The sequence below is a fragment of the Sphingomonas echinoides ATCC 14820 genome (assembly GCF_000241465.1).
Taxonomy (GTDB): Bacteria; Pseudomonadota; Alphaproteobacteria; order Sphingomonadales; family Sphingomonadaceae; genus Sphingomonas; species Sphingomonas echinoides.
The window spans coordinates 435508-461599 of sequence record NZ_JH584235.1 but is presented as its reverse complement, the minus strand read 5'-3'; the positions used below and the strand labels follow the sequence as shown (position 1 = coordinate 461599).

The 26092-nt window shown below is 65.3% G+C and carries 25 protein-coding genes; 11 read left to right on the top strand and 14 right to left on the bottom strand.

Annotated elements, in window-relative coordinates:
• Nucleotides 1-69 precede the first annotated feature (69 nt).
• From ON00_RS01975 to moaA, 3 genes are all read right to left on the bottom strand, one after another.
• A complete protein-coding gene (locus ON00_RS01975; RefSeq protein WP_154651259.1) occupies nt 70-756 on the bottom strand; it encodes a hypothetical protein in 687 nt (228 codons plus the stop codon).
• A gap of 222 nt (nt 757-978) precedes the next feature.
• Nucleotides 979-1758, bottom strand: coding sequence for an NAD kinase (locus tag ON00_RS01970; protein ID WP_010402837.1), 780 nt, complete (start codon nt 1756-1758; stop codon nt 979-981).
• Nucleotides 1755-2762, bottom strand: coding sequence for a GTP 3',8-cyclase MoaA (gene moaA / locus ON00_RS01965; RefSeq protein ID WP_010402836.1), 1008 nt, complete (start codon nt 2760-2762; stop codon nt 1755-1757). Before moaA ends, ON00_RS01970 begins: the two co-directional genes overlap by 4 nt.
• Nucleotides 2763-2861: 99 nt before the next feature.
• Here moaA and ON00_RS01960 point away from each other — a divergent pair, with 99 nt between their 5' ends.
• Complete coding sequence (locus tag ON00_RS01960; RefSeq protein ID WP_010402835.1) at nt 2862-4844, top strand: putative bifunctional diguanylate cyclase/phosphodiesterase; 1983 nt, start codon at nt 2862-2864, stop codon at nt 4842-4844.
• A gap of 12 nt (nt 4845-4856) precedes the next feature.
• A complete protein-coding gene (locus ON00_RS01955; RefSeq protein WP_010402834.1) occupies nt 4857-5312 on the top strand; it encodes a YybH family protein in 456 nt (151 codons plus the stop codon).
• 172 nt (nt 5313-5484) lie between these two features.
• Here ON00_RS01955 and mfd read toward each other — a convergent pair whose 3' ends face one another.
• Both mfd and ON00_RS01945 read right to left on the bottom strand, forming a co-directional pair.
• Entirely contained in the window at nt 5485-9057 is a 3573-nt protein-coding gene (mfd, locus tag ON00_RS01950) for a transcription-repair coupling factor (RefSeq protein WP_010402833.1), read from the bottom strand.
• A 139-nt stretch (nt 9058-9196) separates the two neighbouring features.
• Nucleotides 9197-9463, bottom strand: a complete 267-nt coding sequence (locus tag ON00_RS01945; protein WP_010402831.1) for an FAD assembly factor SdhE — start codon at nt 9461-9463, stop codon at nt 9197-9199.
• Nucleotides 9464-9550: 87 nt separating this feature from the next.
• Between ON00_RS01945 and recG the strand changes: the two genes are divergently transcribed.
• Nucleotides 9551-11611 (top strand): ATP-dependent DNA helicase RecG, encoded by a 2061-nt coding sequence (gene recG / locus ON00_RS01940; protein WP_010402829.1) that lies wholly within the window; start codon nt 9551-9553, stop codon nt 11609-11611.
• Between the two features lie 15 nt (nt 11612-11626).
• On the opposite strand, the gene ON00_RS01935 is transcribed toward recG, so the two are convergent.
• The 5 genes from ON00_RS01935 to serS form a co-directional block, all read right to left on the bottom strand.
• The gene (locus ON00_RS01935) at nt 11627-11959 is read right to left on the bottom strand and encodes a PilZ domain-containing protein (RefSeq protein ID WP_010402828.1); all 333 of its coding nucleotides are present in this window, start codon (nt 11957-11959) and stop codon (nt 11627-11629) included.
• Nucleotides 11960-12072: 113 nt separating this feature from the next.
• On the bottom strand, nt 12073-13299 hold the full coding sequence (gene tyrS, locus ON00_RS01930) for a tyrosine--tRNA ligase (protein WP_010402827.1): 1227 nt from the start codon (nt 13297-13299) through the stop codon (nt 12073-12075).
• 29 nt (nt 13300-13328) lie between these two features.
• Nucleotides 13329-14453: a M23 family metallopeptidase gene (locus ON00_RS01925; RefSeq protein ID WP_010402826.1), complete on the bottom strand. Its 1125-nt coding sequence runs from the start codon at nt 14451-14453 to the stop codon at nt 13329-13331.
• An 11-nt stretch (nt 14454-14464) separates the two neighbouring features.
• A complete protein-coding gene (surE, locus tag ON00_RS01920; protein ID WP_010402825.1) occupies nt 14465-15229 on the bottom strand; it encodes a 5'/3'-nucleotidase SurE in 765 nt (254 codons plus the stop codon).
• Between the two features lie 126 nt (nt 15230-15355).
• On the bottom strand, nt 15356-16636 hold the full coding sequence (gene serS, locus ON00_RS01915; RefSeq protein ID WP_010402824.1) for a serine--tRNA ligase: 1281 nt from the start codon (nt 16634-16636) through the stop codon (nt 15356-15358).
• A 44-nt stretch (nt 16637-16680) separates the two neighbouring features.
• Here serS and ON00_RS20470 point away from each other — a divergent pair, with 44 nt between their 5' ends.
• The 4 genes from ON00_RS20470 (at nt 16681) to ON00_RS01895 (ending at nt 19298) form a co-directional block, all read left to right on the top strand.
• A complete protein-coding gene (locus ON00_RS20470; RefSeq protein ID WP_040601569.1) occupies nt 16681-16953 on the top strand; it encodes a hypothetical protein in 273 nt (90 codons plus the stop codon).
• Between the two features lie 39 nt (nt 16954-16992).
• The gene (locus ON00_RS01905; protein ID WP_010402822.1) at nt 16993-17634 is read left to right on the top strand and encodes a hypothetical protein; all 642 of its coding nucleotides are present in this window, start codon (nt 16993-16995) and stop codon (nt 17632-17634) included.
• A gap of 737 nt (nt 17635-18371) precedes the next feature.
• Nucleotides 18372-18836, top strand: coding sequence for an RNA polymerase-binding protein DksA (dksA, locus tag ON00_RS01900; RefSeq protein ID WP_010402820.1), 465 nt, complete (start codon nt 18372-18374; stop codon nt 18834-18836).
• Nucleotides 18837-18917: 81 nt separating this feature from the next.
• Nucleotides 18918-19298, top strand: coding sequence for a PilZ domain-containing protein (locus ON00_RS01895; protein WP_010402818.1), 381 nt, complete (start codon nt 18918-18920; stop codon nt 19296-19298).
• A gap of 56 nt (nt 19299-19354) precedes the next feature.
• On the opposite strand, the gene ON00_RS20040 is transcribed toward ON00_RS01895, so the two are convergent.
• Entirely contained in the window at nt 19355-19510 is a 156-nt protein-coding gene (locus ON00_RS20040) for a YdcH family protein (RefSeq protein WP_010402817.1), read from the bottom strand.
• A gap of 175 nt (nt 19511-19685) precedes the next feature.
• On the opposite strand from ON00_RS20040, the gene ON00_RS01890 reads away from it, so the two are divergent.
• Nucleotides 19686-19883, top strand: a complete 198-nt coding sequence (locus tag ON00_RS01890; RefSeq protein ID WP_010402816.1) for a YdcH family protein — start codon at nt 19686-19688, stop codon at nt 19881-19883.
• A gap of 91 nt (nt 19884-19974) precedes the next feature.
• Nucleotides 19975-20439 (top strand): DUF1465 family protein, encoded by a 465-nt coding sequence (locus tag ON00_RS01885; protein WP_010402815.1) that lies wholly within the window; start codon nt 19975-19977, stop codon nt 20437-20439.
• Nucleotides 20440-20473: 34 nt separating this feature from the next.
• Here ON00_RS01885 and ON00_RS01880 read toward each other — a convergent pair whose 3' ends face one another.
• Entirely contained in the window at nt 20474-21433 is a 960-nt protein-coding gene (locus ON00_RS01880) for an NAD(P)H-dependent flavin oxidoreductase (protein ID WP_010402814.1), read from the bottom strand.
• Nucleotides 21434-21539: 106 nt separating this feature from the next.
• On the opposite strand from ON00_RS01880, the gene ON00_RS01875 reads away from it, so the two are divergent.
• Nucleotides 21540-24146 carry a M1 family metallopeptidase gene (locus ON00_RS01875; RefSeq protein WP_010402813.1) on the top strand — a complete coding sequence of 869 codons (2607 nt, stop codon included), beginning with the start codon at nt 21540-21542 and terminating at the stop codon, nt 24144-24146.
• Here the strand turns inward: ON00_RS01875 and ON00_RS01870 are convergent.
• Nucleotides 24143-24667: a gamma carbonic anhydrase family protein gene (locus tag ON00_RS01870; protein ID WP_010402812.1), complete on the bottom strand. Its 525-nt coding sequence runs from the start codon at nt 24665-24667 to the stop codon at nt 24143-24145. The two genes, ON00_RS01875 and ON00_RS01870, sit on opposite strands and share 4 nt — an antisense overlap.
• Nucleotides 24668-24757: 90 nt before the next feature.
• Between ON00_RS01870 and ON00_RS01865 the strand changes: the two genes are divergently transcribed.
• On the top strand, nt 24758-25207 hold the full coding sequence (locus ON00_RS01865) for a YaiI/YqxD family protein (protein ID WP_010402811.1): 450 nt from the start codon (nt 24758-24760) through the stop codon (nt 25205-25207).
• Here ON00_RS01865 and ON00_RS01860 read toward each other — a convergent pair.
• A complete protein-coding gene (locus tag ON00_RS01860; RefSeq protein ID WP_010402810.1) occupies nt 25204-26055 on the bottom strand; it encodes a class I SAM-dependent methyltransferase in 852 nt (283 codons plus the stop codon). The two genes, ON00_RS01865 and ON00_RS01860, sit on opposite strands and share 4 nt — an antisense overlap.
• Nucleotides 26056-26092 lie beyond the last annotated feature (37 nt).

Genomic DNA, 26092 nt, shown 5'->3' with positions numbered 1-26092 from the left:
AGTGCACCAAGCGCCACTGAGCCGATTAAGCTGCACCTGGTTATGCCGCCCGCAGGTCGGGCTAGAATATCAGGTTGCGCTAACAGCACCCCGCACGGGTACCATATGCGAGCCTGCTATCGCGGCCTCGATCGCCAGGACTGCGAAGTCTGCAAGTGAGCCAAGCTCTCGGTGGTCGGCCGCGCGAAGGAGCGCGACCCGGGCGGCGTTGGTCAGAATATCTCCAAACTGACCGGGCACTAATCCGCCGCTTCGGAGATACGCCACTACAGCGTCGGCGTTAGCCATCACATCGACGATCGTCGGCCAGCCGAAGCGATCTAAGGGAGGGCTTGGCCGACCATAGTCTTCGCCGCCAACCGTAGCTGCGGATTTTCCGAACCAGGTCGAAAGACGCTGCTCATCGGCGACGAGCTTTCCGTGGAGAGCCATCCAGTCGATGAAACCTGGCTTGTCTCCCTTTCGGAGAAGCGCTGCTGCGACAGAATTGCCAAAGACATAGGTGCGCCCGGCAGACGACGTTACGGGAACGACATCCGGCGCTTGGTGTGCGAGCCCCTGAGCAATCCGTTCCGCCAGTGCAACTTGCTGCATGGCGTGCCCGGCAATCACTGACACGCAATATAGCGCCAAGGGCATCGATTCCGGCGATCCAAGATCGCCCACGGCGGTGCGAAAGATTCCGGCCATCACCGTTTGGGTATGTCGGTCCTCTTCTTGTCGACGATGATTGCCAAAAAACTTTGAGAGCACCATAAATTACTCATCGGCCACGATACTTGTAAGTCCGCCGCTAAACCAATCGCCTTAATAAAGGGCTGCTTACGGGAAAACAAAAACGGAGCTTACCGGGGGTCCCCCTCGAACACTCTGGCCTGGACGCTTTGACGCGCTTGGTGCCTTTGCTACCAAACACGGCATTTCTCGACGCTGTTTGTCGAACGCAATGCTGCTGCCTGGTGGTGGGTCCGCCCCGCTTCAGGAGAGGAACTGTTCCATCGTGATGCGATCGTCGAGGGCGTGTTCGGGATCGAACAGCAATGTCAGTTCGCGCGTGCGATCGATCATGATCTCCACCACCGCGACATCGCGAATCTCGCGCTGGTCGGCGACAGCGCTGACCGGGCGCTTGGCGGGCTCGAGCACGCGCAAGGTGATTCGCGTCTTGTCGGGCAGGATCGCGCCGCGCCAACGCCGCGGCCGGAACGGGCTGATCGGGGTCAGCGCCAGCATGTTGGAACCAAGCGGCAGGATCGGGCCCTGTGCCGAGAGGTTATAGGCCGTCGATCCGGCCGGGGTGGCGACCAAGATGCCGTCACAGGCCAGCTCGGGCATCACGACACGATCGTTGACCGTCACCTCCAGCTTCGCGGTCTGGCGCGTCTCACGCAGCAACGACACTTCGTTGATTGCGGGCAGCGCGTGCGTTTCGCCATCGATGGTGGTCGCGTTCATGGCGAGCGGTACGACCTTGAACGCCTTGGTCCGGTCCAACCGCGTGTCCAGCCCGTGCGGACGCCATTCGTTCATCAGAAAGCCGACCGTGCCAAGGTTCATGCCGAATACCGGCACGACGGGCTTGCGGCGCTCCAGCATTGCATGGAGCGTTTGCAGCATGAAGCCGTCGCCGCCGAGCGCGACGATCAGCTCGGCCTCCTCGGGCGGCACCCAATCGTGCGCGTCGGCAAGGACGGCCGCCGCCTCTTGCGCCTGTGGGGTCGGCGAGGCGACCAGTGCGCGGCGCTGCAGCGAGGTCATCCGCCGGTGACGCTCATATGCCGCGCGACGGCGGGGGAGGCCGCAGCGATATCGAAATCGTGCCGCGCGGGTTTGCTGGCAAGCGCGGCATCGAGCGCGGCGTCGAGGCCATTGATCCCGTCCTGGCGCAGGATGGTCTTGAGATCGACATGATCATCATGGCCGAGGCAGGTGTACAGCACGCCCTCAGTGGTCAGCCGCACGCGGTTGCAGGTATCGCAGAAATTGGCGGTCAGCGGCGAGATCAGCCCGAGCCGCGTGGCCGTATCGCCGACGCGCCAATAGCGCGCGGGGCCACCGCTGCGATGCGGATCGCGCTGGAGCGGGAAGTGCGCGGCGAGATCGTCGAACACGGCGGTTAGCGGTACGAAGCGGTCGGCGCGATCTTCATCGATCTGGCCGAGCGGCATCGTCTCGATCAGGGTCAAGTCCAGCCGTTCGGCGATACACCAGTCGAGCATTGGCGCGATCTGGTCGTCGTTCAGGCCCTTCAGTGCGACCATGTTGACCTTGACCGCAAGCCCGGCGTCGCGCGCGGCGAGGATGCCCGAAATCACGCGTGCAACATCGCCATGGCGGGTGATGTAGCGGAAGGTCTCGGGGTCGAGGCTGTCGAGGCTGACATTGATCCGACGGATGCCAGCCGCAACCATCGTGGCCGCGTGCTGCGCGAGCGCGTTGCCATTAGTGGTCATGGTCAGTTCGTCGAGCCCCGCGCCGATCTGGCGGCCCAGCCGCGTCACCAACTGGCCGACATCGCGGCGCACCAAAGGCTCGCCCCCGGTCAGGCGGATCTTGGTGATGCCACGCGCGATGAAACGCTCGGCAATGACCGCGATTTCCTCGAGGCTGAGGATCGCCGATTTGGGCAGGAAGGTCATTTGCTCCGCCATGCAATAGCGGCATCGCAAATCGCAGCGATCGGTCACCGAAATCCGCAAATAGCTGATCGTGCGACCGTGGCGGTCGACCAGTCGGGGCGCGGGGGCGAGTGCTGCATCCATCTGCTGTGGAGCTAAGCCTTCGCGGGCGCGCGAACAAGGGCATTGCGCGGGGTAAAGGTCGCTCTTCTTTATTCCGCAGCGCTTCACTAGGATCAATGCATGATTGCTGCGTATCAAGCTCCGCTGTTCGTCCTGTCGTTTCGCCAGCGCGATGAGCTTGCTTCCCTGGCGGCGGGGGCGGGATGGCAAGTGGTTGCGGCGCGACGAGCCGGGGGCGCGGAGCGCCGGTTCCTGTCCAGCGGTGCCGCCGTCGCGGTTATCGATGCGCGCGGCGCGACCGAGGACGGCCTCAGCGCCGTTGCCATGCTCAGCGGTGCGATCGAAGCCAATGGCGGGGCCTTGCTGGCGCTGGTCTCGCGCGGTGAGGTCGGGACCATTGCTGCGCTGTTCGAGGCGGGGGCGACGCATTTTCTGGCAAGCCCGTTCAGTGAAGCCGAGTTTCTCCAGGCGCTGCGCTTCGCCGCCCGGCATGCGGAGCGGCTGGCGCGAGAATGGGCGGCGGGCCCGGTATTTGCCACGTTGGGCTGGCGGTATGACTTGGCGGGCAAGGCGCTGGTCTTGACCCCTGGCCTCATGGAATTGCTGGGGCTGGAGCGCGCGGTTGGCGTGCGCGCGCTGCTGCGTCGGCTGGATAAAGGCGATCGGGCGGCGGCGGTCGCTGCGCTGCGGCGCATGTCTCCTGCGCGTCCGGCAACCGCCTTTGCCCACGATGCCGACGGGATCGGCCGAATGGTGCAGCATTTGCAGTGGGACCAAACGACCCAGCGCATCGAGGCTGTGGTCGAGCCGCTTGGTAGTGTGCCCGAGCCGGCCGCCGAAATGCGAGAAGCATTGGCTGGCAACCGCGATGCCAGCAATGCGCGGCGCTGGCTGACGCGGCAGCTGGAGAACTCCCGCGAGGAGCCGCTGCATATGATGCTGGTGGCGCTCAATCGCTTCGAGATGGTCAATACCGCTTATGGCCGTTCCGCCGGAGACGCGCTGTTGCGCAGCGCGCAGAAGCGGATCGACGATGTCGCGCGCGAAATGCTTGGGCGCGATGCGCTGGTCTCGCGCATGGGGGGCGCGACCTTCGCTGTCGCGGCGCGCGCGCCGCGTTTGCGGATCGATCTGGCGGTGGCGCGAATCGCGGCAGAATTGGCACGACCGTTTGTCACCGGGGAGTCGATCGCGGTGCTCGGTTGCCGCATCGGCCTGGCCGAGGCGCGCGAGGAGGATTCCGCCGCGAGCCTGCTGCGCCGGGCGAGCGAAGCGCTGGCCGAAGCGCGCGAGTCCGACAGTGCGACGATGCGGGTCGCCGATGCCGATACCGATGGCGAGCCGATCGACCGGCTCGCGGTCGAGCTGAACCATGCGATGGACCGCGGCGAGATTAGCGTGTTGTTCCAGCCGCAAGTGTCTGTCTCAACCGGCGCGATCGTTGGGGTCGAGGCGCTCGCGCGGTGGGAGCATGGCGTGCTGGGCACCATCGGTGCCGAGACGCTGTTCGCCGCCGCCGCGCGGGCTGATCTCGATATCGGGCTGTCGGACCATATACAGAAGCTGGTGCTGGCCCAGGCGGCGGCCTGGCCGACGTCGCTTGCGGGATTGCGACTGTCGCTCAACCTGACGGCAGGGGACATTGCCCGCCCGGGCTTTGCCGATCTGTTCCTCGACCGGGTCGACAGCAGCGGCTTCCCGCGCTCCCGCCTGACCTTGGAGATTACCGAGAGCGGCTTGATCGAGGATCTGGGGATCGCGTCGAACCTGTTATCGGTGTTGCGCGGGGCGGGTTGCCGAATCGCGATCGATGATTTCGGAACCGGCTATTCGAGCCTCGCTTATTTGAAGGCGTTGCCGCTCGATTATCTCAAGATCGATAAGAAGCTGGCGCAGGACATTACTGGCTCCCCGCGCGACCGGATCGTGGTGCGCGGCGTGATCGATATGGCGCGCTCGCTCGGCCTCACCGTGATCGCGGAGGGGGTGGAGAATGAGGCGCAGCTGGAGGCGCTCGCCAAAGAAGGCTGCCAGATCTACCAGGGCTTCCTGTGTTCGGAGCCGATTACCTTGGCGGCGCTCGTCGCCTTGATGGCACGATAAAGGAGGGCGGTTATGATGCGGTTTGCCTTTGGTTTGCTCCTGATCGCCACGCCGCTTGCGGTTCAGGCGAGGGCACCCGTCCCCGTGACGCAGCCATCGCCGCAAGCCGGCGTGGAGGCCGCGATGGCCGACAGCGCAGCGGGTTGGAATGCGGGCGATCTGGCGCGCTTCATGGCGGTCTATTCGGACGACTCCGACACCAGCTTCGTCACCAAGACCGGGGTGTTGCGCGGCAAGGCGGTGATGGCCGAGCGCTATCGCACCAAATATGATTTCGCCAATGCCGCGAAGCGTGGCGCGCTCAGCTTCGAGACGCTCGACTTCCGGCTGCTCGACCCCGCCCACGCGCTGTATATCGGTCGCTTCACGCTGCGTGGCGGCGATGGCAGCGTGCAATCGGGCATGACCTCGCTGGTGTTCCGCAAGGAACGGGGCGGGTGGCGGATTATTGCCGACCATAGTTCCTAAGCGGAGGCGCTCACCCAAGATTGCGCTGAATCTCGGCTGTTTTTGCCCTTCCCCGGCGAAGGCCGGGGCCCAGGAGTGCCGTCCATGCCAAGCGGACGCAGCGTTGATGCTGCTCTGCTGCGCTTCTGGGCCCCGGCCTTCGCCGGGGAAGGGAACAGGGAGGGCGCGCTCCTTACCCTGCCGCCTTGGCCAGGCCCTTGGACAATTGCAGCGCGCCGTGCAGCCGCGCCTTGGGATCGGCCCAGACGCGGTTGACCACCAATTTGCTGTCGGGGCGTAGCCGCGCCACGCCATCGAGCTTGCCGACCCAGGCGAGCAGGCCGGGCACATTGGGCGGGGTATCGTCAAAGAAGGTAACGAGCGCACCCTTCGGCCCCACGTCCATCTTGGCGACGGCGGCCTTCTTGGCGTTGAGTTTGATCTCGATGATTCGGATCAAATTCTCGGTCGGATCGGGCAATTTGCCGAAACGGTCGATCAGTTCGGCGGCGAAGGCCTCGACCTGGTTCTGGTCCTCGAGATCGTTGAGGCGGCGGTACAGCCCCATGCGCAGATCGAGATCGGGCACATAATCCTCCGGGATGAGGATCGGCGCATCGATGGTGATTTGCGGGCTGAAGTCCTTGGGGCGCAGGCGTTGGCCACCGGCCTTGGCGTCCATGATCGCCTCTTCCAGCATCGACTGGTAGAGTTCGTAGCCGACTTCCTTGATATGGCCCGATTGTTCGTCGCCGAGCAGATTGCCCGCGCCGCGCTGATCGAGATCGTGGCTGGCGAGCTGGAAGCCCGCGCCCAAAGTATCGAGATCGCTCAGCACCTTGAGCCGCTTTTCGGCGGTTTCGCTCAAGATACGGTTTTCGGGGGTGGTGAGATAGGCATAAGCGCGGGTCTTGGCGCGCCCGACGCGCCCGCGCAGCTGATAGAGCTGGGCGAGGCCGAAGCGATCGGCGCGGTGGATGATCATCGTGTTGGCGCTCGGAATATCGAGCCCGCTTTCGACGATGGTGGTCGAGATCAGCACCTCGAATTTCTTGTCGTAAAACGCCGACATCCGCTCTTCGACTTCGGTCGGTGCCATCTGGCCGTGCGCGACGACGTAGCGGACCTCGGGCACGTGATCTCGCATGAACGCTTCGATATCGGGCAGATCGGCGATGCGGGGGGTGACGAAGAAGCTCTGGCCGCCGCGATAATGCTCGCGCAGCAACGCCTCGCGCAGCACCACCGGGTCCCACGGCATGACATAGGTGCGCACCGCGAGGCGATCGACCGGCGGGGTCTGGATCACCGACAGTTCGCGCAGGCCCGACATCGCCATTTGCAGCGTGCGCGGGATCGGCGTGGCGGTGAGGGTGAGGACATGGACGTCGTTCTTGAGGGCCTTCAGCCGTTCCTTGTGGGTGACGCCGAAGCGCTGCTCCTCATCGACCACGACCAGGCCGAGGCGCTTGAACTCGATGCCCTTGGCGAGGATCGCGTGCGTGCCGACGACCACGTCGATCGTGCCGTTGGCGAGGCCTTCCTTGGTTGCCTTGGCCTCGGCGCCGGGCACGAGGCGGCTGAGGCGGCCGACGTTCAAGGGGAAACCCTCGAAACGCGCGGTGAAGTTGTTGAAATGCTGGCGCGCGAGCAGGGTGGTGGGGCACACCACCGCGACCTGCAGCCCGGCCATCGCGGCGGCGAAGGCACCGCGCAGCGCGACTTCGGTCTTGCCGAAACCGACATCGCCGACGACGAGCCGGTCCATCGGCGTGCCCTTGCCGAGATCGCCCATCACATCCTCGATCGCGCGATCCTGATCGTCGGTTTCTTCATAAGGGAAGCGGTCTACAAAGGCGGCGTAGCTGCTGTCGCGATCGATCGTTTCGGCGGGGCGCAGCGCGCGTTCGGCGGCGGTGGCGATGAGTTCGCCCGCGATTTCGCGGATGCGCTCCTTCATCCGGGATTTGCGGCGCTGCCACGCCTCGCCGCCGAGTTTATCGAGGCTCGCGCCTTCGCTGTCCGAGCCGTAGCGGCTCAGCACTTCGAGATTTTCGACGGGCACGAACAATTTGTCGCCGCCGGCATAGGTCAGTGCAACGCAATCGTGCGGGGCCTGACCGACGGGGATCGAGGTCAGCCCCTCATAGCGACCGATGCCGTGATCGGCATGGACGACGAGATCGCCGGGTGTGAGCATCGCCAGTTCGGCGAGGAAGGCATCGGCCGATTTCTTGCGCTTGTTGCGCCGCACGAGGCGGTCGCCGAGCATGTCCTGCTCGGTGAGCAGCGCGACCTGCGGGCTGCTGAAACCGTGGTCGAGGGGGAGGATGAGGAGGGCGACGGTCGCGCCTTGGCCTCCCCTCCCTGACAGGGAGGGGCTGGGGGTGGGTTGGCCCGTAGGGGAGGTGGTGCCCGTTTCAGAGCGACCCACCCCCGACCCCTCCCTTCCAGGGAGGGGAGAAGCAGGAGCAGACGCCCCCAGCGCTTCCTGCCAGGTATCGACCAGCTTGAGGTTGGTCGCGCCATGGTCCCTCAGCAGCCCGGCAAGACGCTCGCGCGCGCCGGTCGAATAGCTTGCCAGCACCGCCTTGCGCCCGTCGCGTGCCAGCCCGCGCAAATGGTGGACGACGGCTTCATAGACGTTCGCGCCATTGGCGCGCTCGGCACCGAAATCGCGCGGGCCGTCCACGCCGAAATCGATCACGGTGGCGGTTTCCGGTTCGTGGAAGGCGGTGATGCGGTGGGCGGGGGCCTGGTCGAGCCGCTCGGCAAAGTCCTTGGCGGTGAGATACAGGCTGTCGACGGGGAGCGGGCGATAGCTGCCGGGATCGCTCGACTGCGCCTTCACGCGATTGGCGTGATAATCGGTGATCGCTTCGAAGCGTTGTTCTGCGGCTGCGACCGATCCGGCATCGCGCAGGATCACCGCACCGTCGCCCAGATGATCGAACAGCGTGGCGAGTTTGTCCTCAAACAGCGGCAGCCAATGCTCCATCCCCGCCAGGCGCCGCCCGTCGCTGATCGCCTGATAGAGCGGGTCGCCGGTCGCGGTCGCGCCGAAACGCTCGCGATAGCGCGCGCGGAAGCGCTTGACGCTGTCCTCGTCGATCAGCGTTTCGGAGGCGGGGAGCAGCACGAAGCCGTCGACGCGCCCGGTGGTGCGCTGGTCAGTAGGGTCGAAGGTGCGGACGCTTTCGATTTCGTCGCCGAAGAAATCGAGCCGCAGTGCGTGTTCCTCGCCGCTCGGGAACAGATCGACCAGGCCGCCGCGCACGGCGAATTCACCCGCATCGGCAACGGTTTCGACGCGGACATAGCCATTGGCTTGCAAGAGCGCGGCAAGCCGGTCGCGGCCGATCCGCTCCTTGGGCGCAAGCCGCGCGACCAATTGGCGGATGCGGAACGGCGTCAGCGTGCGCTGCGCCACCGCATTGACGGTGGTGAGCAGCAATTGCGGCCCCTTGGGCGGCTGTTGCAGGCGGTAGAGCGTCGCCATGCGCTCGGCCATGACGCGCAAGGTCGGTGAGGCGCGGTCATAGGGCAGGCAGTCCCACGCCGGGAAGGTGAGCACTTCGAGATCGGGCGCGAAGGTGGGGGCGGTTGCCGCGATCGCGCGCATCGCCGCTTCGTCCGGCGCGACGAACACCGCGCGCGTCTTGGCGGCGCGGGCGAGATCGGCGAGCAGCCACGGCTCGAACCCGGTGGGCACGCCCGCGAGCGTGAGCGGGGTCTTGGCGGTGAGGATGTGCGACAGGTTGGGCATTCTTGTTTCCCTCTCCCCGCTTGCGGGGAGAGGGCAAGCGAGCGAAGCGAAGCGCGGGAGAGGGGCAGTCATGGAAGGGCGTGCGCGTTACTGCCCCTCTCCCCGGCCCTCTCCCCGCGAGCGGGGAGAGGGAGATTTTTTATTCCGCGATCGGCACGTAGTTCAGCGCTTTCAGCGCATCGACGATCGAGCCTTGATAGCGCGGCGGGCAGGCTTCGGTTCCGATCGCCCAGGCCATGATGTCGACATCCTGTTCCTCCAGCAATTCCTCGAACAGCGTGATCTCCGCGTCGTTCCATCCGTCCGAGCGCGCGTCGAAAAAGCCGCCGATCAGCAGGTCGGCTTCCTTGGTGCCACGGTGCCAGCTGCGGAAGCGCAGGCGTTTGAGGCGGGTTTCGCGGTCCATGGGCGTCCAACGCAGATTGCCCGACGCACGCCGACAGCATGTGCTGGCGGTGGTGGCCGGGTGGGGGTAAGAGCACCCCAGATAGTCATGCGGCCCGATATCCTCAATCCATTGTTCGCCGAAGTCACGGCGCTGAAGGGCATTGGCCCTGGTCTGGCCAAGCCGCTCGACCGGCTGGGGCTGTCGCGTGTGGTGGATGTCGCCTTTCATTTGCCGACCGGTTGGGTCGATCGGCTGGCGCGCGACGAGCTCGACATGGCCGATGCCGGGCGCACGATCGCAATCACACTGACCGCGCAATCCTATCGCTCCAGCGCCGGACGCGGGCCGACGCGAGTGCAGGCGACCGATGCGCGCGGCAATTATGTCAGCCTCGTCTATTTTGGCGGGCATTCGGGCTGGGCCAAGAAGCTCGCACCGATCGGCGAGCCGCGCCGCGTGTCGGGGCGGCTGGAGCAGTACGGCCAGGAATTGCAGATCGTGCATCCCGACTATGTACTGCCGCTGGAGGAAGCCGAGGACACGCCCGAGCGCGAGGCGATCTATCCGCTGTCGGAGGGGATCACGTCCAAGCGGATGGGGCATTTGGCGGCGCAAGCGATCGAGCGCGCGCCCGATTTGGCGGAATGGATCGAACCGGGCTTGCTGGCCAAGCACGATTGGCCCGGCTGGCGTGCGGCGTTGGCGCGCCTTCATGCCGACCCGTCCGACACCGTTGCGCGCACACGGCTGGCCTATGACGAGGTGTTCGCCAACCAGCTTGCGCTGATGCTGGTGCGGCAATCGTCGCGGGCCAGGCGTGGGCGGGCGCTGGTCGGGACGGGCAAGCTGCGCGAGGCGCTGCGCTTGCCCTATGCGCTGACCGGCGCGCAGGCGCGCACGGTGCGCGAGATTGAGGGGGATCTGGCGCAGGCGCAGCCGATGCTGCGGCTGCTGCAAGGCGATGTCGGCGCGGGCAAGACGCTGGTGGCGACGCTGGCGATGCTGACCGCGGTGGAAGCGAGCGCGCAGGCGGCGCTGCTCGCGCCGACCGAGATCCTCGCGCGGCAGCATTATGAGTCGCTGCGGCGGATGCTGGCGGGCTTGCCGGTCGAGGTTGCGGTGCTGACCGGGCGCGACAAGGGGCGCGTGCGCGAAGCGACACTGATGGGGCTGGCGGCGGGCACGATCGACATTCTGATCGGCACGCATGCGATCTTCCAGGAAGCGGTGTCCTATAAGGATCTCGGGCTGGTGGTGGTCGATGAGCAGCACCGCTTTGGCGTTGCGCAGCGGATGATGTTGCAGGCCAAGGCCAAGGCCGCGCCGCATTTGCTGGCGATGACGGCGACGCCGATCCCGCGCACGCTGACGCTGGCCCATTATGGCGAGATGGACGTGAGCCAGCTCGACGAAATGCCGCCGGGGCGCCAGCCGATCGAAACGCGCGTGATTTCCGAAGACCGGCTGAGCGATGTCGTCGATGCGCTCGGGCGGCACCTGTCCGATGACGGCCAGGCCTATTGGGTGTGCCCGTTGGTCGAGGAGAGCGAAAAGAGCGATCTCGCGGCGGCCGAGGCCCGCGCGGAGACGCTGCGCGCGCGCTTTGGCGACCGCGTCGGGCTGGTCCATGGCAAGATGAAGCCTGCCGAAAAGGATGCGGTGATGGCGGCCTTTGCCAGCGGGCACTTGGGCGTGCTGGTGGCGACGACGGTGATAGAGGTCGGGGTCGACGTGCCCAATGCAACGCTGATCGTGATCGAACATGCCGACCGCTTTGGCCTTGCGCAATTGCACCAGTTGCGCGGGCGCGTCGGGCGGGGGTCGGGCAAATCGAACTGCCTGTTGATCCGTGGCGGAGCGCTGAGCGAAACGTCGCGCGCGCGCCTCGCGTTGATGCGCGAGACCAATGACGGGTTCCGTATCGCCGAGGAAGATCTGCGGTTGCGGGGCGCAGGCGAATTGCTCGGCACCAAGCAATCGGGCGAGGCGGGTTTCCGCCTCGCGACGCCCGACATGCTGACCACCTTGCTGCCGATCGCCACCGATGATGCCCGCCTGCTGATCGACCGCGACGGTGGGCTGGACGGCGCACGCGGCCAGGCGGCGCGAACCGCGCTCTATCTGTTCGAGCGCGAAGCGGGCGTTGCCTTGCTGCGATCTGGGTGATGTCGAACGGGAGCCTTATGGGCCCCCGCGATTACCCCGCACCATCACCGCCAGCACCTCATAATAATCCGCAAGGTCGATCGGTTGATCCAGCTCGCATCCGATCCGCCCGCCCAGCGACCAGCGGATTTCCGCGACCACGACGCCGACCACCGGCAACGTCACGCGTAACCGCTCCCCTTCGCCATAGGGAATCTCGGCGCGCGCCATCAGGCCGAGCGCCGACAGATTCACGATCAGCAACGACACCTGTTGTGCGTCCGGACCATAAGCCCGGGCGCGATAATGTACTTCGTCGCGGGCCAGGGCGCGCTTGTCCGCGACCTGTCCTGCCAGTGCCTTCGCCATTGCCAAACCCCTCTAATGGGCTCGGCAAAAATACGACAAAGGATGTAAAACAGGTCGCAACGAAGCCGCTTAACGTCCGCTAACCGTTATATTTTTTGAGGTTCTATCGAGATTTACGCACGGACCAACAGGCCGTGATGCTTCTTACCCGCGGCAATCCGCACCGGCTCGTCGCCCACCTCGATCATCAGCGCCTCATCGCTGACCTTGTCCGCGCCCACGCGCGCGCCGCCGCCTTTGATCAGCCGCTTCGCCTCGCCCTTCGATGCCGCGAAGCCTAAGCCGATCAACGCATCGACAATGCCGATCGGGCCGACGACGGCGAAGGTCGGCAGCGCCCCGCCCGCGCCCCCTTCTTCAAAGGTGCGCCGCGCAGTTTCGGCGGCTTCGGCTGCGGCGGCTTCGCCACGGCACATGGCGGTGGCGGCATTGGCGAGCACGATCTTGGCAGCGTTGATCTCGGCGCCTTCCAGGGCTTCGAGCCGCGCAATCTCCTCCAGCGGCAGATCGGTGAACAGCCGCAGGAAGCGGCCGACATCGCGGTCATCGGTGTTGCGCCAGAATTGCCAGTAATCGTAATGCGGCAACTGGTCCTCGTGCAGCCACACCGCGCCCGACATGGTCTTGCCCATCTTTCCGCCATCGGCGGTGGTGATGAGCGGCGTGGTGATGCCGTAGACCTCGGTCCCGTCCATGCGGCGCGACAATTCGATGCCGTTGACGATATTGCCCCATTGATCCGACCCGCCCATTTGCAGGCGGCACCCGGCGCGGCGCGACAGTTCCAGAAAGTCATAAGCCTGGAGAATCATATAGTTGAATTCGAGGAAGGACAGCGACTGTTCGCGGTCGAGCCGCAGCTTGACCGAATCGAAGCTGAGCATCCGATTGACCGAAAAATGCTGGCCGACATCGCGCAGGAACGGGATGTATTCGAGCTTGTCGAGCCACTCGGCATTGTCGAGCATGATGGCGTCGGTCGGGCCGTCGCCGAACACCAGAAAGCGTTCAAAGATGCGCCGGATCGAGGCGACATTGGTGGCGATGCCATCATGGTCGAGCAGCTTGCGGGCTTCGTCCTTGAAGCTCGGATCGCCGATCTTGCCGGTGCCGCCGCCCATCAGCACGATCGGCTTGTGCCCGCTCTGCTGGAGGCGGCGCAGCAGCATGATCTGCACCAGGCTGCCGACGTGGAGCGACGGCGCGGTCGGATCGAAACCGATATAGCCCGGCACCGTCTGCTTGGCGGCGAGCGCATCGAGCGCGGCGGCATCGGTCGTCTGGTGGATATAGCCACGCTCGGACAGCAGGCGGAGGAGGGCGGAGGTGTGCTCGGTCATTCCGGGCGAATAGCGGATTTTTCTCCGAATTAAATCCCCGGCAATTGCCGCTGCGGATCGACCGGGGTGCGGCCCTTGCGCATCTCGAAATGGAGTTCGGGGCGATCGGCCAACCCCGAATCCCCCGACAGCGCGATCGTTTGCCCGCGCCGCACCGACTGGCCGCGCTGGACGAGCAGCTGGCTGGCATGGCCGTACACCGTCGTCCAGCTATCGCCGTGCTTCACGATGACAAGGCCGCCCAGCGTCGGGATGCCGCTGCCGGCATAGGCCACCACACCATCGGCGGCGGCGAGAATCGGGGTGCCGATCGGCACCGCGATCTTGATGCCGTTATATTTTTCGCCCGACGCGCCGGGGCCGAAATGGGCGACGATGCGCCCCCGCACCGGCCAGGCGAAGCCACCGCTCAGTCGGGTCGGTTCGGCAACCGCTTGCGTGGGTGCCAGCACCCGCCGCGACGAAGGCGACGGGCGGACCGGTCGCTCGTTTGCCGCCAGAGCGGGCTCGCTGCCGGTGACGATATCATCGATGTCGAGCCGGAAGGCGGCGGCGCGTTCGGCCGCGGTGCTCCCGCTTGCCGTGCCGGGGATGAGAATGCGCATCCCGACCCGCAGCGTATAGGGCTCGTTCAACTCGTTCGCGCTGACGATGCGCGACCAATCCACGCCGTAAGCGCGCGCGATCGCAATCCCAGTCTGCCCGGCGCGGACCTGATGATAGCGCCCGCCGGGGATGTCGAGCCGCTGTCCTGGCCGGATGACGAAGGGGGCGGCCAGGCCATTCGCCCGCGCGATCGCCTCGGAACCGGCACCTGTGCGGTCCCCAACGGCGCGCAACGTGTCCCCGGGGCGGACGATATAGCTTGTCGCCGAAACGGTCTCGGCATCCGCGGTTACCGGTCGCGCCTGCCAGGCGGGCGGGGGCGCGGGGAGGGCCGAAACGCCCGCATCGATCCGTTGCGGTTCGTAGCGATCCTGCTCGCGGTCGGGACGATCCCCGCCTTGCGGTTCGTAAGGCCGTTGGTCGTCGCGCGGCTGATAGGGGGGCGGGGCGTCATAACCGCGCTGTGGCCGGTCTGGATTGGGAATGCAGGCGGTGAGCGGTGCCAGGACCAGGATCGCGATACCAAAGGTCTTGCCGCGATGCCCCATTCTCTACCCCCCTAAGCGTACAATGCGCCCAGCATAGCGAGCGAGGGGCGGTGTGTCAGGTCGAGATGCAGCGGCGTCACGGCAATGTACCCATCTTGCACAGCTTCCAGATCGGTGGCGTGGGCCGGTGTTTCCTCGGTCGGGCCGAGCGCGAACCAGTGATAGTCGTATCCGCGCGGATCCCGGTTGGTGACGATCTGCAGGCGTCCGTAATCGCGCAGGCCCTGCTGGACGATCTTGATCCCCTTCACGCGGTCAGCCGGTCCAGCGGGGAAGTTGATGTTGACCAGGCTGCGCGGTTCCAGCGGGGCGTCGATCAACGGGCGCAATACGCGCTCACCCCAGGCGGCGGCGGCTTCGAACGGCACCGCGTCGCCCAGGCCCTCGCGGTCATAGACCTGGCTCAACGCGATCGACCGCACCCCCGCCAGCGCGCCCTCCATCGCGGCGGAAACCGTGCCGGAATAGGTCACGTCCTCGGCCAGATTGGCCCCGCGATTGACGCCTGAAAGGATCAGGTCGGGCTTGGCGTCCCGCATGATCCGGGCGAGCGCCATCATCACCGCATCGGTCGGCGTGCCGGCCACGGCAAAGCGCTTTTCGGCGTGTTGGCGCACGCGGATCGGGCGCGTCAGAGTCAGCGAATGGCCCGCGCCCGATTGTTCGTCGGCGGGCGCAACGATCCAGACATCGTCGGAAAATTTCGCGGCAATCGCTTCCAGGATCTTGAGCCCGGGCGCGTGATAGCCATCGTCATTGGTCAGCAGAATCCGCATCGTGTCGTCCTTTATGCATGACGCGCTTTTCCGTTCGTGCTGAGCCTGTCGAAGCACCGCTCTCCCTTGCGAGCAAGGCGCGGGAGGAGGGCCGCCCTTCGACAGGCTCAGAGCGAACGGGAAAGGTCAGCGTGCCGGTTCCAGGCGGTTGAGGCCCTTGAGATAGGGCTGGAGCACGTCCGGAATCGCCACCGCGCCATCTTCCTGCTGATAGTTTTCCAGAACCGCCACCAACGTCCGTCCGACCGCGAGGCCCGAGCCATTGAGCGTGTGAACGAAGCGAGTCGCTTTTTCGCCCTCGGGCCGGTAGCGCGCATTCATGCGCCGCGCCTGGAAATCGGTGCAGGTCGAGCAACTCGAAATCTCGCGATACTGCCCTTGTCCCGGCAGCCACACTTCGAGATCGTAGGTGCGCGCGGCGGTGAAGCCCATGTCGCCGGTGCACAATTTCATCCGGCGGAACGGCAGGCCAAGCGCGTTGAGCAAGCCTTCCGCGCAGGCCGTCATCCGCTCATGCTCGGCTTCCGAAGCATCGGGCGTCACGATCGACACCATCTCGACCTTTTCGAACTGATGCTGGCGGATGAAACCGCGCGTATCGCGCCCCGCCGCGCCCGCTTCCGAACGGAAGCACGGGGTGAGGGCGGTGAAGCGCAGCGGCAGTTCGGCCTCGCTCAAAATCTGTTCGCGCACGATATTGGTCAGGCTGACTTCGGCGGTCGGGATCAGCCAGCGGCCATCGGTCGTCTTGAACAGATCCTCGGCGAATTTGGGGAGCTGCCCGGTGCCGAACACCGCTTCGTCGCGCACCAGCAGCGGCGGCACCACTTGCTCATAGCCGTGCGTGCCTGACAGCGTATCGAGCATGAATTGGCCAAGCGCGCGGTGCAGCCGCGCCGCCGCACCGCGCAACAGGGTAAAGCGCGCGCCCGACATTGCCGCGCCGGTTTCGAAATCGAGTCCCAGCGCAGGGCCGATCGCGTCATGCTCGCGCGGGGTGAAGGCGAAGGTGCCGGGGGTGCCGTGGCTGGCGACCAGCACATTTCCGGCCTCGTCGGCACCCTCGGGCACGTCAGCAAGCGGCAGATTGGGGATCGCCGCGAGTTGGGCGTTCAACGATTCGCCAAGCGCCTTTTCTTCGGCTTCGATCGCGGGCAGCCGTTCTTTCAGCGTCGCAACCTCGGCCATCAACGTGGCAGCGGTCGCCTCGTCCTTGGCCGCTTTCGCGGCACCAATCGCTTTCGAGGCTTCGTTGCGCCGCGCCTGCGCCACTTGCGCCTCGGTCATCAGCGCGCGTCGCCGTTCATCGAGCGCGACCAGTTCAGAGGCAACGGGGGCAAAGCCACGCCGGGCGAGGCTTGCGTCGAAGGCGGCGGGATCATCCCGGATCAGGCGGATATCGTGCATGACCGGGCTATGGCGTCGCCCCGTGCCCTACGCAACCCGTTCGCGTGGTGAAGCCGCCCGGCGGCCGCTTTTCGTCCGATCAGGCCAGGTTTGCGCTCGGTTTGGCGAAGCGCTTGCGCGCCACCAGCGCGGCTGCGGCCGCCCCGAACAGCAGGACCATGGGCGGTGCCGGGACGGGGGCCGGTGGGCCGCCGCTGGAACCCGTGCTGCCGCTGCTGGCACTGCTTGATGCGCTGCTTCCGCTGCTTCCGTTGCTGCCGCTGCCCGAGGATCCCCATCCGCCATTGGAGCTCCAGCCATGGCTGCTCGAGCCGTAGCTGCTTGAGCTTGCCGACGAACTGCTGCTGCTCGAACCGTTGGACGAGCTGGCCGAGGATACGTTGCCACTGGAGGACGAAGAGCCGCTCGAGGCCGAAGAGACGTTCCCGCTCGAGGCCGACGACACGTTACCGCTGGAGGACGAGGAGACGTTGCCACTCGATGCCGAAGACGAGGAAACGTTCCCGCTCGAACCGCCCGATGCGGACGACACATTCCCACTCGAGCCACCCGAGGCCGACGAGACATTGCCGCTGGAACCGCCCGATGCCGAGGAGACATTCCCGCTCGACGACGATCCGCCGGTTGACGACGTGCTCGACACCGTTGCGCCGCCCGTGCTCGTGGACGAGGATGATCCGCCCGAACCGCCGGACGAGGAGGTGCTGCTGACCGAACCGCTGGACGACGTGCTCGAAACGCTGCCGCTCGACGTCGACGATCCGCCGGTGGACGATCCCCCGGTCGAGGTCGAGCCGCCGCTGGTGGAGGAACTGGTCGAAGATCCGCCGCTCGATGTCGAGCCGCCGGTCGAAGTCGACGAGATGACGATGCTACCGCCGCCGCTGCTGCTCCCGCCCCCGAAGAAGCCGCCTGCGAAAAAGCCGCCGCCGCCGAAACCACCGCTGCCGCCGATCACGGTCAGCCCGCCGCCACCGCCACCGCCAGAGCCCGAATAAGGCGGGTCCACAGGAACGGGGGCACCCTGTGCCGTCAGATACACCACTTGCGGCTGCGTCGTGGTGGTCTGGGTCACCACCTTGCGAACGCGCGCGCCAGCGTGTCCGACCCGCATTTTGCTGGCGGCGACCGTGGTCGTGCGGCGCACGATTCGTTTGGTGACCTTGTGCGTATAGGCGCTGCGTGCCCGCGCGCCGTCGGCTACATGCACGGCTCCACCGCCGACAATAGCCCCCCCACAGGCACATGCACACAGTTTCGCCAAAGCCATCCGGACGGACATGATGCTATTCTCTCACTAACGGCGCACGTATCGCCTGGACGATACATTTCGCTCAGACTTGCATTTGATATTCCCCAAAGTGCCGAACAAAGCGTTAAGTGCAATTGCGTTAACCAACTTTTTCGTGATCATTTGGCAACAAATCGTGACTAAGCAGTGCGCAGCATGGTTAACGTTTCATTATGGATCGCCTTCCACGTTAACATTTGTTTTGCACGCGACCGTCAAGACGTTTTGCCGAGTCTGCGTGTCTGGTCTCCGCGCGTCCGAACGGCGCAGGAATAAGCCTCTGGCAGGATCAATTTTGTCCGATCCCATTTTCCCGTGTCGCGCGGCATCAGGATTGCTTGTGGTGCTTCAATGGCATGGCTATAGGCCCGCATCAGGTGGGTTGACCTTGGCTCGGTCCAGAGGTGCGCAAAGCATCGGGTGATCGTGAGGGGAGAGAGTGGGATGGCGACTGTCTTGAATAGATTGGACGATTCCGAAAAATTCGCGGTACCGCAGGTCGGTAGCGACGACGGCTACAGGCCAAGCGCGGACGAGGAGTTCATGAACCCCCGTCAGCAAGCGTATTTTCGCGCAAAACTGCAGGGCTGGAAGGACTCGATCCTGCGGGAGGCGGCGGGCACGCTTTCACAGCTTCAGGTCGATACCTTGCGCGAGGCGGATCTTACCGACCGAGCGTCCAGCGAAACCGATTGGTCGATCGAACTGCGCACCCGCGACCGGCAGCGCAAGCTTATCTCCAAGATCGAGGCAGCGATGCGCCGGATCGACGAAGGCGAGTACGGCTATTGCGAAGTGACCGGCGAGCCGATCTCGCTCGCACGCCTGGAGGCGCGGCCGATCGCGACGATGACGGTCGAAGCCCAGGAACGTCATGAACGGCATGAAAAGATTTCGCGCGAGGATTGATCGAACGGTCGGTGCTTTAAGGTATTGGATACCATTGCGCGGGTAATCTCGACGGGAACCAAGATCGGCATTTCCCACGCAATGGACCACTTCTCGCAAGATCCGCTCAACCCCTCGATTGAGGACGGGGCGCACAACCGTCAGGACACGCGTGACAGCCTGTTCCTGATGGCGGATTTTCGTGTGGCCGGGCAGTCGGCTACCCAACCAGTGCGGGTGCGCAATCTCTCGGCCGGCGGGCTGATGGCGGAGTTTTCGGACGGGCTCGCGCAGGGGCTGCGAGTCGAGTTCGACGTCAGGGGCGTCGGCTGGGTGCCGGGGCAGGTCGCCTGGTCGGCAGCGGGGCGGATCGGAGTCGCGTTCGACCGCCATATCGACCCGATGCTTGCCCGAAAGCCAGTCGGCCAGGGCGGACAAACCCCGGTTTTCGTAAAGCCGATCTTCCCCCGACAACACCGCTAGCATTGCGAGATTATCAGGGTAGCCCGAGCGCGGTCTGCGCCCGGGCCCGTCTCGCGTCAGATTTGCGCGAGTTCCTGCTTGATTCGAAGCTTTTGTTTCTTTAGCGCAGCCAATGTCGCAGCGTCCGGCAAGGGCCGCTGCGTCTCGGCGGCGATCTGGCGATCGAGGACTGCATGCTTGGCTGAAAGAGCCGATTGATGCGCGGTCTGCATGGGATGCGTACCTCCTTCATGGACTGTTGGGGAAAGCCAATAGAACACGCTACGCAGCGCTTGTCTCTACCCCTTTATGACGATGTACGACGCGCGCACCGTTTCATGCGACCGGTCGATTTTATCCGTGCTGCGCGCCTCTGATTTGCTAAGGCGAGGCATCGAAGGGGGCACGATGGACGAGAGCCTGATCGCAAAGCGGCTGGAGGTATTACGAGTCGAACATCGCGATCTCGATTCGGCGATCGGGGCCTTGATCGGCGCTGGCTCGCTTGATCAATTGCAATTGGCGCGCTTCAAGAAGCGCAAGCTGCGGTTGCGCGATGAGATCGCCTTGCTCGAAGACCAGCTCGTTCCCGATATTATCGCGTGATTCCCTAGCGTTCCCAATGTGGGACAGCTTGCGTGCGGTGCGCGCTGCATGCGGCGCTACCGTTAAGGTTTTGTTTATGTAAGGTGGTTGCATGGGATCCCCAGCCTATGATTCGCGCATGCAGCGCCGCGTTATCGATACGCTGTACATCGATGCCATGGTTTTGGCCGATGAAGCGCGCAGCTATTTTGACGAAGGCGGGCGCGCGGATCGGGAAGCGCTGGATCCGCTTGCGCGCGTATCGTTCAGTTGCGAATCGCTGAAGGTCACGACTCGGCTGATGCACGTCATCGCCTGGTTGCTCACGCAACGCGCGGTCGATGCCGGGGAGATGGCGTTGCGCGAGGCGCTCGACGAATCGCGCCGGTTGGGCACCGCTCCGACCACTGAGGGCGCAGTGATCCACTCGATGCCTGCGGTCGCACAAACTTTGATCTGGGCGAGCATCGACCTCCACCGCCGGGTCGCGCGGCTCGACCAAATTCAGGCGGATGAGATCGAATCCTTCGAAAGCCCGGTGCGCACGATGCAGGATCGCCTGGCGCTCGCCTTCTGACGCTGCCGTCGCGCGAGCGCCTGTCAGGCCGAGCTCAGAGCTTCAAACGTTCGCGCGCGGCATGATATTGGCGCTCCAGCCGGTCCACCATATCGGCGACGGGTTCGACCCGGTCGATCACCCCAATGCCTTGGCCGGATCCCCAAATTTCCTTCCACGCCTTGGGCTTCGCACCGTTACCGGTGCCGAAATCCATGGTCTTAAGGTCGCCCTCGGGAAGATGATCGGGGTCCATCCCCGCGGCGACGATCGACGCGCGCAGGTAATTGCCATGCACGCCGGTAAACAGATTTGAATAGACGATGTCGGCGGCCTTGCCCTCGACGATGCCCTGTTTGTAGGCGGCTTCGGCATTCGCCTCGACGCTCGCGATGAAGGGCGAGCCGATATAGGCGAAGTCCGCCCCCATCGCTTGCGCGGCGAGCACCGCGTCGCCCGTCGCGATCGAGCCCGACAGCGCCAGCGGGCCATCGAACCACTGGCGGATCTCCTGGATGATCGCAAAGGGCGACAAGCGACCGGCATGGCCGCCGGCACCCGCCGCAACCGCGATCAGGCCGTCCGCACCCTTTTCAACCGCTTTGCGCGCGAAGCGATCGTCGATCACGTCGTGCAGCGTGATCCCGCCCCAACCGTGGACGGCGGTGTTCAGATCCTCGCGCGCGCCAAGCGAAGTGATGATGATCGGCACCTGCCACTTGGCGCAGGTCGCCAGATCGGCCTCCAGCCGCTCATTGGAGCGGTGGACGATCTGGTTGACCGCGAAGGGCGCGGCGGGGCGTTCGGGATGCGCGCGATTATGTGCGGCGAGCTCTTCGGTGATGCGATGCAGCCACTCGTCCAGCACCCCCTGCGGGCGGGCGTTGAGCGCCGGGAAGGACCCGACGATCCCCGCCTTGCACTGCGCGATGACCAGCTCCGGCCCGGAAATGATGAACAGCGGCGAACCGATCACGGGAAGCCGCAGCGATGCGAACAAGGGGGGAATGCTCATGTCCGTTTCATAGCGCAACCGAAACGCCTGTCCAGCGGCGTTGATTTGCCACGTCGCGCGAAAGGGGTATGGATCGAAATTCTGCGTTTGTTTCCGGAGCAACCAAGTGAAGCTGTCCCTTGCCGCCGCCTTGTTGATTGGAGTCGCCTCGCCCGCCTTTGCGGTCGGTCAATTGCCGGAGGGCGTTGCCCCGGTTTCGTACGACATCACCATCCGCCCGGACGCCAAGGCGATGAGTTTCTCGGGCGAGGAGACCGTTACGGTCGACGTGGCGCGCGCGACCAAGGCGATCGTGCTCAATGCGGCGGACCTCAAAATTACGACCGCGACCCTCGACGGAGCGGCGATCCCGTTCACGCTCGATCCGGTGAAACAGCAAGTGACACTCACGCTGCCGACACTGGCTGCGATCGGCCAGCACAAGCTGCATTTCGCCTGGACGGGCACGGTCAACAGCTCAGCGTCCGGGTTTTTCGCGATCGACTATACCAATCCGGATGGATCGGCGGCGCGGATGCTGGCCACGCAGTTCGAAGCTCCCGATGCACGCCGCTTCGCGCCGATGTGGGATGAGCCGCAGTATAAGGCGACCTTCACGCTCTCAACCGTCGCCCCCGGGGCGCAGACGGCCTTTTCCAACATGCCAGCGATGAGTGTCACTCCGCAGCAGGATGGAACCAAGCTCTATCGCTTCGCGGAAACGCCGAAAATGTCGAGCTATCTGCTGTTCCTCGGCATGGGCGATGTCGAACGCAAGACGGTGATGGCGGGCAAGACCGAAATCGGCATCATCACCCGGCGCGGGGTGGTGGATCAGGGGGACTATGCGCTCGCCCAGGCCAAGCGCTTGCTGACCTATTATAATGACTATTTCGGGCAGCCTTATCCCTTGCCCAAGCTCGACATGATTGCGGGCCCTGGCTCCAGCCAATTTTTCGGCGCGATGGAAAATTGGGGCGCGATTTTCTATTTCGAACCCGAGTTGCTCTACGACCAGAAGCGCGCGACGCAGAGCGGCAAGCAGCGCATCTTCACCGTCGTCGCGCATGAAATGGCGCACCAGTGGTTCGGCGATCTGGTCACCATGAAATGGTGGGATGATTTGTGGCTCAACGAGGGTTTCGCCTCGTGGATGGAGAACAAGTCGAGCATCGATCTCAACCCCGATTGGAATGCGGCGGCAACCGCAGTGGCGCAGGACCGCGAAAGCGCGCTGCAGGTCGATTCGACATCGGGTACGCACCCGATCATCCGCCATGTCGAAACCGTCGACCAGATTGGCGAGGGCTTTGACGGCATCACCTATGCCAAGGGCCAGGCCGTCATCGGCATGATGGAATCGACGCTGGGTGCGGACACGTTCCGCGACGGTATCCGGCGCTACATGGCGAAATACAAATATTCGAACACCGCGACCGATCAATTGTGGAGCGAATTGTCGGCCGCCGCCGGCACGCCGGTGGCCGATATCGCGCACGATTTCACGCTGCAGCCGGGCGTGCCGCTCGTCACCATGACCAGCGCGCGCTGTGTTGGCACCGAAACCAAGGTCACCATGACGCAGGGTCGCTTCGCTTATGATGGCAGCGCCAAGCAACTGCTGACCTGGCGCGTTCCGCTGACGCTGGGCGTGGTCGGCCAACCGGTGACGCGCGCGATCGTGCGCGGGGCAAAGCCGACCACGGTCACCGTGCAGGGGTGTGGCACCGTCGTGCTCAACCGCGACAAGGGCGGCTATGCGCGAGTGGCCTATGATGCGCCTGCCCATGCTGCGATCGTCCGCGATTTCGCCAGCCTTGCGCTGACCGATCAACTCGGCACGCTGGGCGATGATTTCGCGCTGGCCAAGGGGGGCAATCAGCGGCTCGACCGGTATTTCGCCGATGTCGGCGCGATCGGAGCGGACGCCAATCCCCTCCTGTGGGAAACGCTGGCGGGGCAGCTGTCCGACCTGGGCGGCCGCTTGCCCAAGGGGGCTGCCAAGACCGCGATGCGTGCGCGCATCGTCGCGACGCTGGCACCGGCGCTGGAACGCGTCGGCTTACAGGCCAAGCAGGATGAATCGCCGCTGATCTCCACGCTGCGCGAAACGCTGATTGCGGTGCAGGGCGACAATGGTGACCCGGTCGTGGCGGAGACGGCGCGGCGCTATGTCGCAGCGCTGGCGACCGACACCAACGCCATCCCGGCGGCGATCCGGCAGCCGATCCTTGGCACCTACGCCAATAATGCGACCCCGGCCGAGTGGGACGCGCTGCTGAAGCTGACGCTCGCCGAAAAGAACCCGGTGGTGAAAAACGGCTATGTGCGCTTGCTGGGCTATAGCGATGACGACGCGCTGGCACGGCGCGCGCTCGGCCTGCTGTCGACCGGCGATCTGACCACACCGCAAAAGGCCAGCCTGTTGCAAACGGTCGCCAGCAACCATCCGGACATGGCGTTCGACTTTGCCGTCAGCAACCTCGCGCTGGTCAACACGCTGGTGGAAACCAGCAACCGTGCGGGCTTTGTGGCGGGCCTGGGGGCGGGGTCGGATGATCCCGCGATGCCTGCCAAGATCACAGGCTTCGCGACCGCGAATCTGCCGGTCGCCGCGCGAGGAGCGGCGAAGGCCAAGGTGGCGGCGATGGCAGCGCGCCGCCTGGTCAATGCGCGCATTCGCGGCGACATCGCCGCTTGGGCGACGGGGGGAACCGCCAAAAGCGGGTCTTAATCGACCCGCTTCAATCCGGCGGCATATTTCCGGCCGTTGGCGACATAATGTTCGGCGGAGACGCGCAGCATCGCCTGTGCGTCTTCGTCGAGTGCGCGCACCGCACGGGCGGGGCTGCCGACGATCAGGCTGCCGGGCGGGAACACCTTGCCTTCCGTGACCAGTGCGCCTGCGCCGACAATCGAGCCCGCGCCAATCTCCGCGCGGTTGAGGACGACCGCGCCCATTCCGATCAGCACGCCGTCACCGACGGTGCAGCCGTGCAGGATGGCGTGATGGCCGATCGTGCAATCCTCGCCGATCGTCAGCGGCGCGCCGGGATCGGAATGGCACATTGCGCCTTCCTGGATGTTGCTGCGCGCGCCGACCACAATCGGGGTGTTGTCGCCGCGAATCACCGCGCCGAACCAGATGCTGACATCGGGGCCGAGCTGGACGTCGCCGATCAAATCGGCGCTGGGCGCGACCCAGGCATTGTAGCCAAGCGTGGGGCGAAACCCGTCAATTTCATAGAGCGGCATGTGTTCGGTCTCCTGCGCGCGGTTTCTCCGTCGATGCCAGCGCGACGGGTTCCTGTCGATCCGGCGCGGCTTTTGGCCTAGGCGCGCACCATGAGCCTGCACATCTATGTCGACGCCGATGCCTGTCCGGTGAAGGATGAAATCTACAAGGTCGCGCTGCGCCGGTCGGTGGCGGTGACGATCGTCAGCAACAGCCCGATCCGCATTCCCGCCCATCCGCTGCTATCGCGCATCGTCGTCGGCGACCGCTTCGACGAAGCCGATGACTGGATCGCCGAACGCGCCGATCGCGCGAGCGTGGTGATTACCAACGACATCCTGCTCGCCGACCGGTGCCTGAAAGCAGGCGCGAGCGTGCTGGCCCCCAATGGCAAGCCGTTCACCACGGCCTCGATCGGCAATGCGATCGCGGTGCGCGCGATCATGGCCGATTTGCGCGCGGGCGGCGATGTCGTGGGCGGGCCCGCGCCCTTTGCCAAGGCCGACCGCTCGCGCTTCCTGTCGGCGCTCGATGAAATGCTGGTGCGGCTCTCGCGTTAGGCGTCGCTGCGCGGCGGAAAGCGCCGCAGCGCGCCCTCGAGCGAGGCGGTCGCGCTGCCACGGCGCGCCGGTTTCGGTTGCGTCGGGGCCGGGGACCAGCCGGTCAGATAGATAATGTCGAATCGCTCGGGCGTCTTGCCGTCGGGATCGGCCCGCTCGGCAAACAGGTCGGCCGCGCGCGCGAGCGTATCGCGGCGCAGCGGCGTGCGCTCGCGCAGGATGTTGGTGGCCCCCATGCCACGCAGATCGCGCAGCAATCCGCCAATCCCGCGATAGCGGACGGTCAGCGGCTCGATATCGGCAACGGGTAGCGTGAAGCCTGCGCGCATCAGCAAATCGCCCGCCGAGCGCACATCGACTTGCGGATGGATGCGCGCCGCCGGGCGATCGCGCTCGGCCTCGCGCAGGACGCTGCGCAAGCTCGATAACGTCCCGGCACCGCAGAAGGCGGCGAGGAACAGGCCATCGGGCCGAAGTGCGCGCCGCGCGAGCGTCAGTGCGCCGGGTAGATCATTGACGCTGTCGAGCACACCCGCCGAAACCACCAGATCGAACGATTCGGCGGGGAAGGGCAGGCGGTCCTCATCGGCCTGCACGCCACCGGAGTGCGCGGCAAACCGCGCGCCTGCGTCGCACCGCGTGACGTTCGCGCCCGCTGGGGCGGGCAGGGCCCCGTCGAAGCAGCCCAGGTCGAGCATGTCGGTGAAGCGATGCGTCACGCTGGCGAGGCGCTCCGCAATGCCGTCGAGCATCGCCGCGCGCAGGAAATCGAACTCGGCGAAGGTCGGTGCGGCGCGGTCGCGGTGGAGGCGGCGCGCGGCGCGGTCGAAGATGTCGGGGACGCTCATCGCCCGGCTTGTGCCGCTCTAGGGGGCGGGCGACAAG